Genomic DNA, 12,485 nt, shown 5'->3' with positions numbered 1-12,485 from the left:
TCGGAGGTGATACATTGGACAAATTGGTGATTGAGGGCGGAAGCCCCCTATCAGGAACCATACGTATCCATGGAGCAAAAAATGCCGCTTTACCGATTCTGGCGGCAAGCCTTCTTGCCGAAGGAAATTTCCGGCTTAGCAATGTACCACACCTGCTGGACATTGAAGTGATGCTGAACATTCTGAGCCGTCTCGGTTCAAAGTGTAAGCATGAGCTCGAGACGGTCACTGTGGATACTTCATCCGCCAATTCGTTTCATGTGCCGGAAGATTTAATGAAGCAGATGCGATCCTCCATCTTCTTGATGGGTCCTCTGCTGGCCCGATTCGGTGAAGTGACGATTTATCAGCCTGGAGGTTGCGCGATCGGCGAACGGAAAATCGATCTTCATCTCCAGGGACTTCAGGCATTGGGTGCCGAAATCGAGGAAAGTGATCAAAAGATTCACTGTAGAGCCAGTCGCTTAATTGGGGCGGACATTCACCTGGACTTTGCCAGTGTGGGTGCAACCGAGAATATTATGATGGCTGCTGCGACAGCGAAGGGAACAACCGTCCTGACGAATGCGGCACGGGAGCCGGAAATTCAGGACCTGCAGCACTTTTTAAACAAGATGGGCGCCAATATTATTGGAGCAGGAACGGATACGATCACAATCCACGGTGTCGATCGGCTTGAACCTTGCGATTATGAGATCATTCCTGACCGTATCGTCGCAGGTACGGTCATGATCGCGGCAGCCGCAACAAGGGGCAGCGTGACGCTCACCAAATGTAATCCGTCGCATCTGAATTCTCTTATTCACGTGCTAAAGCGCGCTGGTGTTCAAACCAGTATCTGCAATGATATAATGAATATAAGCTGTATGGGCCGTCCGAAAGCTGTAGAGCGGATCGTAACTTCGCCGTATCCGTCTTTTCCGACGGATCTGCAGTCCCAGGTTATGGTGCTGCTGTCGCTGGCTGACGGATTTAGCGTTATGAAAGAGACGGTATTTGAAGGCCGCTTCAAACATGTGGAAGAACTGTCCCGAATGGGCGCTGATATTTCTACAGACATGAACTGCGCATTTATCCGCGGAGTACAGCGAATATATGGTGCCACTGTGGAGGCTACCGACCTTCGGGCCGGTGCGGCGTTAGTCATAGCGGGGCTTGCTGCTCAAGGTACAACGATTGTAGAACAGATTCATCATATTGATCGTGGATATGACCGGATTGAGAACATGTTCCAAGGCTTGGGTGCAAGGATTTACCGCCAGTCACCCGTACCGAAGCCACTAGATTTAGCCAATTGACGATGTCCTGAAGCATCCCTCCCATACGGGAGGGATGACAGGTCTTTCTGGAGAGAGAGGATATGCCAAAGACTCAAATTCCTGTGCTTAAAGAGGACAGGCCTAAACCGAAAACCGGCAGAAAAATCATATTTATTTTAATGCTGCTGTTCCTGGCCCTGCTGGCCGTGCTCTTTTTTCGTTCGCCTGTCAGCAAGGTAACAGAGATTCACTTTACCGGAAATACGTTTAATACGGACAAGCAGTTGATGGAAAAAAGTGAGCTTGCGATCGGGATGCAATTTTTTAGTGTCGATGCCGACAAGGTCAAGGAGCGTGTGACTTCATTAGGGACCATTGAAACTGCTGAAGTGGATAAGAAGTTCCCCGGTGTGGTAAATGTTACTGTTGTTGAATATCCAACGGTTGCCTATGAGCTTGCTAAAAATGGCAGTCTGCAGGCTATCCTGGCCAGCGGGAAATCCATTCCTGTTTCGGCCAGTGGAATCGCCGTGGAGAAGCCTATATTAACTCAGTGGGATCCGAAAGATCCTAACAAGGTTAAATTAAGCGAGGTTTTGGCCGATATACCTAACAGTATGACTTCTGACATTTCAGAAATAATACCATCGCCAACGCCTTCTTTTCCCGACCGTATTAAACTGTATACCCGCTCAAAATTCGAAGTGATCACTGCTGTCTCCTTGCTGCGCGATAAGGTCGAATATCTGAATCAAGTGATAGAGATGGAACAGCCCGGTGTCATTACGATGCTGGAGGCGGATTCCTATGTGCCTTTTAAGCCGGAGAACCTAGATGAGGAGGGCAAATAGCCCCCTACTCAGGAGTAGGAAAAAATGGTATAATTGAATGTATTGGCAACCCGTCGTTCTCCCTCTTTTTTCTCTGACTTTTTGGGCCTCTTTTAGCAGATGTTGGCACTAAAAAAATTGTAGAAAAAAGAGGGAAAGCCCCGCGCGTGTTGAATAAGTAGAGAAGTGTTATTATATTTATAATTTACAATGAGAGAAACAGGAGGTGCCAGGGCTTGAGCAACAATGACATCATTGTTAGTTTGGACATCGGTACATCCAAAGTTCGTGCTATTATTGGGGAAATTAATAATGGAACCTTTAATATTATTGGAGTTGGATCTGCCGACTCGGAGGGAATTCGAAAAGGTGCAATTGTAGATATCGATCAGACCGTACAATCCATTCGCAGTGCTGTTGACCATGCGGAGCGTATGGTCGAAATTCAAATATCCGAAGTGTACGTCGGCATTTCAGGGAATCATATTGGACTTCAAACAAGCCACGGCGTTGTGGCAGTATCGAACGAGGATCGTGAAATTGGTGAGGAGGACATCGACCGAGTGCTGAAAGCAGCCGAAGTTGTTGCATTGCCTCCTGACCGTGAGATCATTGATGTTGTAGCTAAACAGTTTGTAGTAGATGGTCTGGAAGGAATTTCAGATCCCCGCGGTATGATTGGTGTTCGCCTTGAAGTAGAAGCGACAATTATTACAGGTGCTAAAACGGCCATACATAATCTTTTGCGCTGTGTGGAAAAGTCTGGCCTGAAAGTTAAAGACCTTGTACTGATTCCGCTGGGCGCGGGGCAGCTTGCGCTTTCCAAAGACGAGAAAACGATGGGCTCTGTCCTGGTTGATATCGGAGCAGGATCGACAACCCTTACCGTATTCGAAGGAGGAAGCATATCAGCAACGTCAACATTGCCTATTGGCGGAGACTTTGTAACGAATGATATTGCCTACGGTCTTCGGACGTTGACGGATCAAGCTGAGAAGGTAAAGCTGAAGTACGGTTGCGCGTTAATGGATAACGCTGCACCGGAAGTTATGTTTAAAGTGACTCGGATCGGAAGCAATGTGGACAAGGAGTTCACTCAGGAGGATCTTGCAGCCATTATTGAACCCCGAGTTCAAGAAATTTTTCAATTGGTACGCCAAGAAATAAAGCGCTTGGGTTACAATGAGCTTCCCGGAGGTTATATACTTACGGGTGGCACAATGTCCATGCCCGGAGTGCTAGAGGTGGCACAGGCCGAACTGGCGACTTCCGTCCGGATAGCGGTTCCCGATTTCATCGGTGTACGTGACCCTGGATACTGCAGCGGAGTCGGAATTCTTCACAATGCGATCCGGAACATCCGGGTACGCGCGAGTAGTGGAGGAAACAGTAGCAGTAACAACAAGAAACCGGTGAACCGCGCGAAGCAAAATCCTGCCGCAGCAACTCAGGAAAACAGCAGCCAGAAACCGGGATTTATCGAACGTTTGAAAAATATGTTCAGCGAGTTTATATAGCGGGTTCATTTGATAGTGGACGTGCCATCCACGCACATTGAGGGGGAGATGGATTAGATGTTGGAATTTGATTTTGAAATGGAGAGCTTGGCCCAGATTAAAGTAATCGGGGTAGGCGGTGGTGGTAGTAATGCAGTAAACCGCATGATTGAGAACGGCGTCCAAGGCGTCGAATTTATAACAGTGAATACGGATGCTCAAGCGCTTCATCTTGCGAAATCTGAGCATAAACTGCAGATCGGGGACAAGCTGACTCGCGGACTTGGTGCCGGTGCGAATCCTGAGGTAGGTAAGAAAGCAGCCGAGGAATCCCGTGATCTGATTATGAATACGCTAAAAGGTGCAGACATGGTATTCGTTACTGCCGGCATGGGTGGCGGAACTGGTACGGGAGCAGCTCCGGTAATCGCAGAAATCGCGAAAGAATGCGGTGCTCTGACCGTGGGTGTCGTAACCCGCCCGTTTACCTTTGAAGGCCGTAAGCGCTCTTCTCATGCAGAGCTTGGTATTGAAGCACTTAAAGAGAAGGTAGACACTCTTATTGTTATTCCAAATGATCGACTGCTTGAGATTGTGGACAAAAAGACTCCGATGCTTGAAGCTTTCCGTGAAGCGGACAATGTTCTTCGGCAAGCGGTTCAGGGTATCTCTGATCTGATCGCGGTACCAGGCCTAATCAACCTTGACTTTGCCGATGTTAAGACCATTATGACCGAGCGCGGTTCGGCCCTAATGGGTATTGGTATGGCTACCGGTGAAAGCCGTGCGGCAGAAGCTGCCCGCAAAGCGATCATGAGTCCTCTCCTCGAAACTTCGATAGAGGGTGCTCGTGGGGTTATTATGAATATTACAGGCGGGGCGAATTTGTCCCTTTATGAAGTAAATGAAGCTGCGGAAATTGTAACTTCTGCATCTGACCCGGAAGTAAATATGATCTTCGGTGCGATTATCGAAGAGAATATGAAGGAAGAGATCAAGGTTACGGTTATTGCAACGGGCTTCGAAAGCAAGCCAGTACAGCAAACGCCACCGCAGCCTGGACGCCGACCTGTTTCGCAAAATGAAGGTCAAGGACAATCACAGCAAGCTGATAAGAGCAATGTGAACCTGAGACCTTTTGGAAATCAGGGTGGCAATGATCAGTTGGATATTCCGACATTCCTTCGCAATCGTTCCCGCAACAACGACTGATGTTAACACAAAGCCTGCTTCTCTCTTAGGAGAAAGCGGGCTTTTTATTTTTAGAATGCATTATTTGTACCCTCTTAAAAGGTATTTGTACTATTTATTTCATAAATGTCCTCTATAAACTGCCTCGCATCGACAAAAATAGTCGGTGGACAACCCACAGGTTTAGACAGACTTTGATTTCTAATCTTCTTATACTAAAAACATCTCCCACAGCCCATAAAAATAATAACCCGGGAAGATTCCTGGCTAGGCAGGTGAATACCCTGGTTGTTTATATCGATTTGATCTTTCTAGCAAACCTGCTCATCGATGGCATATTACTGGCTCTAACCGCATGGATGCGAAGATTGAAGCCGCGATGGTGGAGGCTTTCTTTATCAGCTGCGGCAGGCGCAATGTATGTTGTGATGATGTTTGTGCCGGAACTGACGTTTTTGTTTACTTTTTTGATCAAGTTCGGGCTCTCTTTAATTATGCTGTGGATTGCCTTCGGATTTGTCAGCTTGCAAAGCTACATACGTAACCTTACGGCTTTCTATATGGTGAACTTTGCAGCAGCTGGGGGCATTATCGGTTTTCATTATTTGCTACAAAATTCGGGAGAATTATTCAGTGGAATCTGGTTTACGGCTTCGGGTGGTCTGACGTTCGAATTGAAGGTAGGTTTTTGGTTTACTTGTATTGCTTTTTTTGTAGTGATCATGATTGTCAAAGCGGTTCAGACTAACCGGCGTCAAGTGGAAAATCGGGAAAGTCTATTGGGTCAAGTCACTGTATGTATCGGAGAAAAGAAGATCATGTGTACGGGATTGCTTGATACGGGTAATCAGCTGAGCGATCCCTTGACGCGTACGCCCGTTATGGTAATGGAAGCTTCATTATGGGAATCGTATCTTCCTCCGGCCTGGTGCAAAAAGCTCGCTGAGGGGGAACCGGACAAACTTATAATGGAAATGGGGAGTACTGATTTCGTGTGGCAGGACAGGTTACGGCTCGTGCCGTACCGTGGCGTGAACAGAGGAGCAGCATTCATGTTGGCAATAAAGCCGGACTTGGTACAGATTGAGCTTGGAGGAAAGGAATATGTCACAGCAAAGGTACTTATCGGATTTGACGGCGGCACACTCTCAGGCGAAGGCGCATACCGAGCCATTATTCATCCTGCTCTGACTGAGGGGGAAGGAAGGTTAATGGGATCAACGAATGAAGTGCCTGACGACACTGGTGAAACAAGTGCTGCTGGTTAACGGATGATCCTCTGTAACTATGAAAGGATTTGTGGATTTGAATTTCATAGCGAAAGCCGTATGTTTTTTGATAGACCATTAGAAATGAATTCTATGCTAACGATGGGAGTTTTCCTTTGGAAAACTAAGTGAATGTTTTACGAAGTTAGTTTCCCTACTGGAAACTAAGATAATGCTTACGAAGTAAGTTTTCCTTTGGAAAACTAAGCTAATGCTTACGAAGTAAGTTTCCCTACGGAAAACTTTTAGGAGGAAAAAAGATGCCTGTTAAATGGAAATTGGCGCTTCAGCTGCAGTATTATCGTGTTCTGTTTTTTCTGGGGTTAAAAAGTCAGGAAATCTATTATATCGGTGGCAGCGAGGCGCTTCCACCTCCGCTAACGAGGGAAGAAGAGGAGTATTTACTGCAAAAGCTTCCTTCAGGAGATGCGGCCATACGAGCTATGCTGATTGAACGAAATCTGCGCCTTGTTGTTTACATCGCCCGAAAATTTGAGAACACGGGAATTAACATCGAAGACCTGGTCTCCATTGGGGCAATTGGTTTGATTAAAGCGGTGAATACGTTTGATCCAGAGAAAAAAATTAAGCTTGCTACTTATGCTTCCCGCTGTATTGAGAATGAGATCCTTATGTATCTGCGACGTAACAGCAAGACCCGCAGTGAGGTATCTTTTGATGAACCGCTTAATATTGACTGGGACGGTAATGAATTGCTCCTTTCTGACGTTCTGGGAACGGAAAATGATACCATTGGCCGCAATATTGAGGAGCAGGTGGACCGTAAACTTTTGCAAAAAGCGCTGGATAAGTTGAGTGACCGGGAACGAATGATTATGGAGCTTCGTTTCGGCCTTCAGGATGGCGAAGAAAAGACGCAAAAAGATGTGGCAGACCTGCTTGGCATCTCGCAATCCTACATTTCCCGATTGGAAAAGCGAATTATAAAACGGCTGCGCAAAGAATTCAACAAGATGGTTTAGCTGGAAAACTTCAGGAATAAAATAAAGCCCCTCGGAGATAATGTACAGTAATGTTTCTCCTTGGGAGGTTAGTCATCATGACCCGAAACAAAGTTGAGATTTGTGGTGTGGATACAGCGAAACTGCCAGTTCTGACAAACGTGGAAATGAGGGAGCTTTTTCATTCCCTGCAGCAGAACAACGAACGTTCGGCTAGAGAGAAATTGGTGAATGGCAACCTCAGACTGGTGCTAAGTGTCATTCAGCGTTTTAACAACCGTGGTGAATTTGTTGATGATCTGTTCCAGGTTGGATGTATTGGCCTCATGAAAGCTATCGATAATTTCGATCTTTCGCAAAACGTTAAGTTTTCCACCTACGCCGTACCGATGATTATCGGAGAAATCCGCCGCTATTTAAGGGACAACAACCCGATTCGTGTATCCAGATCCCTGCGGGATATTGCGTACAAAGCATTGCAAATCAGGGATCAGTTAACAAATTTGAATTCCCGTGAACCGACGATATTTGAAATTTCCGAAGCGCTGAATGTGCCCAAGGAAGATGTTGTTTTTGCACTTGATGCAATTCAGGACCCGGTTTCTCTGTTTGAACCGATCTACAATGACGGTGGGGACCCGATTTATGTTATGGATCAAATTAGCGATGATAAGAACAAGGATGTATCATGGATTGAAGAGATTGCACTGCGCGAAGCGATGCATAAGCTGGGGCAGCGTGAAAAAATGATTTTGTCCATGCGTTTTTACGAAGGAAAAACCCAGATGGAAGTTGCCGATGAGATCGGTATTTCGCAGGCTCAGGTGTCCCGTCTTGAAAAGTCAGCCATTAAGCAAATGCAAAAGCATGTCAAAACGTAGGTTCGAACATGTAACCTGAACACCAATACGGTCCCTTCTACGGGGATCGTTTTTTCTTTTGTCTCAAAAAAGAAGTTATTTTGCCGAGCTCGAACATATATTGAAATATAATACACATCTAAGGTGTGATGACTGTGATACCAGATAATCAGATGGTGGGGAAAATGATGAAAATTTCCGACTTTCAAACCAAGGATGTCATTAATATTATTGATGGCAAAAGACTCGGACAGGTGAGCGATCTGGAGCTTGATTTAAGGCAAGGACGGATTGAAGCTATCGTAGTACCGAGTTACGGGAAATTTATGGGTCTGTTTGGTGGCGGGAGCGACCTAGTCATCCCATGGCGGAATATTGTTAAAATCGGATCGGATGTCGTTCTGGTGAAGATGGAGGAAGTCAGAAGAGTGCCTGAAGAGCAGGAGCCTGCCGGTTATTTGGAACGCCCGGATCGGGTGGATCGAAGAACATATTAGGATTATCGATTAACCGTGACTCTTTCCGGCTTCAGAAAATGTATCGATAGACGCTTTTCTGTTACACTGGTGTAGAGGTGAATAACATGGAACCGTTTATGAAGCAGGAGGGGCAGGGGCCGGACCTGTTTGTGCTTAAAGCGTGGAATGAGGAAAGAACCGGCCTTACGGCCGGTTTCAGTGGACGTGGTGGAGGAGAAGGTACTGCTCCTTACGATAGTCTCAACTTAGCTCTTCATGTGGGAGATGATCCGGAGGATGTAATAGTGAACCGGAAGCGGACCGCTGAGACACTTGGCTTCTCACTTGAGGACTGGACGTGCGGTGAGCAGGTGCATAGTAGTAGGGTGGCAGTGATCGGTCTGGAGGAACGGGGAAGAGGAAGTTTGACCCGGCAATCCGCTATTCAAGATACAGACGGATTGCTGACGAACATACCCGGAGTACTGCTGACCTCCTTCTATGCAGATTGCGTCCCGTTGTATTTCTGGGATCCGGTCCATCATGCAGTAGGATTGGCACATGCGGGCTGGAAAGGAACCGTCCTAGAAATCGCAAGCCGTATGGTCGAAAGAATGTCAGATGAGTTCGGCAGCTGTGCCGGAGACATTAGGACAGCTATAGGCCCGTCCATTGGTCAATGTTGTTATGAAGTGGACGATAAGGTCATGTCCAAGGTGAGCGATTTAGGGTTGTCGGCACCGGGTAATAACGATGGCTCAGGCCTTTTTTATACCGACAAGGGAAACGGAAAATTCATGCTGAACTTGAAAGAATTAAACAGACACATTATGATAAAAGCAGGAATATTGACGGATCATATCGAATGTACATCATGGTGTACAAGCTGTCGTAAGGATTTGTTCTTTTCATACCGGAAAGACGGGGGAACGACAGGGCGTATGGCGAGCTGGATCGGAATGAGAAAGAGGTGAGTCTTCCCTTGAGTTTGATAGAGCGCATAGATCAAGTGGAACAGCAGGTATCGGAGGCTTGCCGCAGAAGCGGAAGGAACCGGAATGAGGTCAACGTGATTGCAGTAACGAAATATGTTTCGGTTGATAAAACCGCAGCCGTATTGGATCAGGGAATCCGTCATATCGGAGAGAACCGTTGGCAGACTGCCGAGGAGAAATGGCGTGCTCTTGGAGAACGGGGGATTTGGCATTTTATCGGCCATCTCCAAAGTAACAAGGTGAAAGATGTGATCGGCAGATTTCAATATATTCATTCACTGGATCGACTGTCTCTTGCGAAAGAACTGGAGAAGAAAGCAGCAGCACTGAATGTGCAGGTATCTGCATTTATGCAGCTTAACATTTCAGGTGAATCTACAAAACACGGTCTTCAGCCTGAACAGGCAGTTCCTTTTCTCCAGGAGATTAATCGTTTAAAGCATGTCAATGTGATCGGGCTTATGACTATGGCTCCTTTTGAATCATCTGCTGAGGATACACGTCCTGTATTCCGCGGATTAAGACAACTAAGAGATGAGCTGAATAATCAGGCGCTCACACCGGAGCCGATAACCGAATTGTCCATGGGAATGTCCAATGATTTTGAAGTGGCTATAGAAGAAGGGGCGACCTGGGTGCGTCTGGGCTCAATATTAGTGGGAAAAGAGGAGGATTGACGATGGGCGTGATGAACCGGTTTATGAATTTCCTAGGCTTGCAAGAGGAAGAAGAGGTTGTGGAACGGGAAGTGCTGGCCGCGCAGGAAGAGCCGGTGGAGACGACACCGTTTGAGCAACGTAAAAGTGTAAAAAGCGGCAATGTCGTAAGTATACATTCACAGAAAAACGTTAAGGTTGTGTTGTTAGAGCCTCGTTCGTACGATGAAGCTCAGGAAATTGCTGATCACCTGCGCTCCTTCCGCACGGTTGTAGTTAATCTGCAGCGCGTCCGCAATGATCAGGCGCTGCGTATTATAGATTTTCTTAGCGGAACTGTTTATGCGCTGGGAGGCGGCATTTCGAAGGTGGGCGGTAATATTTTTCTCTGCACGCCGGATACTGTCGAGATTCAAGGTTCTATCTCCGAGATTTTAGCTGACGATCAAGATTACAACAACAGAATGAGGTGATTCGGCTTTGACCGAAAATATTTTTCTAATCGTAGGGGTTTTGTTTCAAATTTATTTTTACATGATTCTTGTGTATGTATTAATGTCCTGGCTCCCGAACGTCCGAGAGAGCTTTATCGGGGAATTGCTTGGTAAGTTTGTTGAGCCTTATCTAGCACCTTTCCGTCGGTTTATTCCGCCGATCATGGGCATGATTGACATTTCTCCGATCATTGCGTTATTTGTGTTACAATTGGCGCAAAGAGGCGTATACGCTATTCTAGAATTCTTCCTTCTGAGATAGAAAGGACATAAGAGATGCATCCGGATATTTACGAACATTTTCACCGGGATGAGCGGGAATTTGTGGACAGAGCATGGGAATGGGTCGTGAACGCAGGCGAGTACCATGAAACCAAGCTGACGGATTTTCTGGATCCCCGGCAGAGATTCATTCTGGAAAGTCTGGTAAACCGTCATCCAGACGTACATGCTGTTTACAGTGGCGGTCATCCCGACGCGGAACGTGTACGTGCTCTCGTTGCTCCGGACTATAGGGATCTCACCCATGAAGATATGGGGCTTAATGTGCTCGGTATTACTTCAGGAGATCAGAAGTTTCTTTCACTGGAGCACGGAGATTACATGGGTTCAGTTTTGGGACTGGGTATTAAACGTTCTAAAATTGGGGATATTTATGTGCTTGAGGATGGTTGTCATGTCGTCGTTACGGACGATATAGGAACTTATCTGCATATGAATTTAAGCCAGGTTCACCGCGTGCATGTTATGACGGAGCTCCTGCCTATGGACAAGCTGAAAGTTAAGGAAATAAAGTTGGAGACCATGGAACTGACAGTCGCTTCGCTTCGTCTGGACGGGATAGCGAGTGATGTGCACCGCATAAGCCGGACTAAAATGGTTATCCCGATCAAAGCTGGGCGCTGTCGTGTGAATTGGAAGGTCGTGGAGGATCCATCGACCATGCTTAAGGATGGCGATATGGTTTCCATGCAGGGTTTTGGTCGATTTAAGGTGCTGGAAACCGGAGGTCTGACAAAAAAAGGGCGATACCGCGTCAAGGTCGGCAAATTTACTTGAGCCGTTTGAAGGATTTGCCGTTTTTTTGTCGAAAGTTTCTAAAATGTAAAATTGTAAGGTTTTTCAATATTATGGCAGTAAAAAATTACGGAGATTATGCCGATACATCTGTTGACCGCTTGTGTTCAAAAACGGGTGGTTCGGCTTCGGACAGCGGATGAAACTGTCATGCGAAGCCATATTCTTAGGAGGTGCGCATCATGCCATTAACACCGCTGGACATACATAATAAGGAATTTGCCAGACGCATCCGTGGTTACGACGAGGACGAGGTTAATGAGTTTTTGGATCAGGTCATTAAAGATTATGAGAGTGTAATCCGTGAAAACAAAGAATTACGTAACGATTTAATGTCTCTTCAGGAGAGATTGGATCATTTCGTCAACATTGAGGAAACACTATCCAAGACAATTATCGTGGCTCAGGAAGCTGCTGATGAGTTGAAGACGAACGCCAAGAAGGAAGCCCAACTGATCGTTATGGAATCGGAAAAGAATGCGGACCGTATCATTAACGAAGCTTTAAGCAAGTCACGTAAAGTTTCATTAGAGGTTGAAGAGCTCAAGAAACAGGCTTCCATTTACCGGACACGCTTCCGCTCGCTGGTTGAAGCTCAGCTGGAGCTCCTAAAGCATGACGGATGGGACTCGCTGGAGAGCCGTGAGCCTAGTCTGGAGCCTAAAGAGATTTACTAAGGTATGCCAGGCAGATGCCATATTGACTTTTCTCCGGAAAGAGTCTATAACTAATAACATATTATGATTTCATATGTATTCGTAGATGGGATAAGTACGCTTTGGAACTGTTCACCAGAGAGTTGGCGTTTGCTGAAAGCCAATGTCCAGACCTTGCGGAAGATCCTCCCGGAGAAGTGAAGCTGAAGCGCTTGATGCGTGTGTAAGCAGAACCGTCAGCCGAACGTTATATCGGCTCCGTGTCTTGGTGAAGACATGGACT

14 protein-coding genes are annotated in these 12,485 nt (G+C 46.5%); all 14 read left to right on the top strand.

From position 1 onward, the window contains the following. Positions 1–14: 14 nt before the first annotated feature. The 14 genes from murA to B9N86_RS20650 all read left to right on the top strand — a co-directional run bounded on the left by murA (position 15) and on the right by B9N86_RS20650 (position 12,223). Positions 15–1,298, top strand: coding sequence for a UDP-N-acetylglucosamine 1-carboxyvinyltransferase (gene murA / locus B9N86_RS20715; RefSeq protein WP_208915042.1), 1,284 nt, complete (start codon positions 15–17; stop codon positions 1,296–1,298). Positions 1,299–1,360: 62 nt separating this feature from the next. Further along, the gene (locus tag B9N86_RS20710; protein WP_208915041.1) at positions 1,361–2,110 is read left to right on the top strand and encodes a cell division protein FtsQ/DivIB; all 750 of its coding nucleotides are present in this window, start codon (positions 1,361–1,363) and stop codon (positions 2,108–2,110) included. Between the two features lie 215 nt (positions 2,111–2,325). Next, on the top strand, positions 2,326–3,606 hold the full coding sequence (gene ftsA, locus B9N86_RS20705; RefSeq protein WP_208915040.1) for a cell division protein FtsA: 1,281 nt from the start codon (positions 2,326–2,328) through the stop codon (positions 3,604–3,606). A gap of 57 nt (positions 3,607–3,663) precedes the next feature. Beyond that, positions 3,664–4,797: a cell division protein FtsZ gene (gene ftsZ, locus B9N86_RS20700; RefSeq protein WP_208915039.1), complete on the top strand. Its 1,134-nt coding sequence runs from the start codon at positions 3,664–3,666 to the stop codon at positions 4,795–4,797. A 263-nt stretch (positions 4,798–5,060) separates the two neighbouring features. Further along, positions 5,061–6,044, top strand: a complete 984-nt coding sequence (gene spoIIGA / locus B9N86_RS20695; protein WP_208920578.1) for a sigma-E processing peptidase SpoIIGA — start codon at positions 5,061–5,063, stop codon at positions 6,042–6,044. A 260-nt stretch (positions 6,045–6,304) separates the two neighbouring features. After that, the gene (sigE, locus tag B9N86_RS20690) at positions 6,305–7,027 is read left to right on the top strand and encodes an RNA polymerase sporulation sigma factor SigE (protein WP_208915038.1); all 723 of its coding nucleotides are present in this window, start codon (positions 6,305–6,307) and stop codon (positions 7,025–7,027) included. 77 nt (positions 7,028–7,104) lie between these two features. Further along, on the top strand, positions 7,105–7,887 hold the full coding sequence (gene sigG, locus B9N86_RS20685; protein ID WP_208915037.1) for an RNA polymerase sporulation sigma factor SigG: 783 nt from the start codon (positions 7,105–7,107) through the stop codon (positions 7,885–7,887). 152 nt (positions 7,888–8,039) lie between these two features. Continuing rightward, positions 8,040–8,363, top strand: a complete 324-nt coding sequence (locus B9N86_RS20680; protein WP_425298618.1) for a YlmC/YmxH family sporulation protein — start codon at positions 8,040–8,042, stop codon at positions 8,361–8,363. An 86-nt stretch (positions 8,364–8,449) separates the two neighbouring features. Further along, a complete protein-coding gene (gene pgeF / locus B9N86_RS20675) occupies positions 8,450–9,298 on the top strand; it encodes a peptidoglycan editing factor PgeF (RefSeq protein ID WP_208915036.1) in 849 nt (282 codons plus the stop codon). Between the two features lie 8 nt (positions 9,299–9,306). Continuing rightward, on the top strand, positions 9,307–9,996 hold the full coding sequence (locus tag B9N86_RS20670) for a YggS family pyridoxal phosphate-dependent enzyme (protein WP_208915035.1): 690 nt from the start codon (positions 9,307–9,309) through the stop codon (positions 9,994–9,996). Positions 9,997–9,998: 2 nt separating this feature from the next. Continuing rightward, the gene (locus B9N86_RS20665; RefSeq protein WP_208915034.1) at positions 9,999–10,448 is read left to right on the top strand and encodes a cell division protein SepF; all 450 of its coding nucleotides are present in this window, start codon (positions 9,999–10,001) and stop codon (positions 10,446–10,448) included. A gap of 7 nt (positions 10,449–10,455) precedes the next feature. Next, a complete protein-coding gene (locus B9N86_RS20660; RefSeq protein ID WP_208915033.1) occupies positions 10,456–10,731 on the top strand; it encodes a YggT family protein in 276 nt (91 codons plus the stop codon). Positions 10,732–10,745: 14 nt separating this feature from the next. Next, entirely contained in the window at positions 10,746–11,528 is a 783-nt protein-coding gene (locus B9N86_RS20655; protein WP_208915032.1) for a YlmH family RNA-binding protein, read from the top strand. Positions 11,529–11,728: 200 nt separating this feature from the next. After that, positions 11,729–12,223 carry a DivIVA domain-containing protein gene (locus tag B9N86_RS20650; protein ID WP_208915031.1) on the top strand — a complete coding sequence of 165 codons (495 nt, stop codon included), beginning with the start codon at positions 11,729–11,731 and terminating at the stop codon, positions 12,221–12,223. Positions 12,224–12,485 lie beyond the last annotated feature (262 nt).

This window comes from Paenibacillus uliginis N3/975, assembly GCF_900177425.1.
Lineage (GTDB): Bacteria > Bacillota > Bacilli > Paenibacillales > Paenibacillaceae > Paenibacillus_AQ > Paenibacillus_AQ uliginis.
Note: the sequence above shows the minus strand (reverse complement) of the source record. Positions and strands in the feature narration are given on the sequence as shown.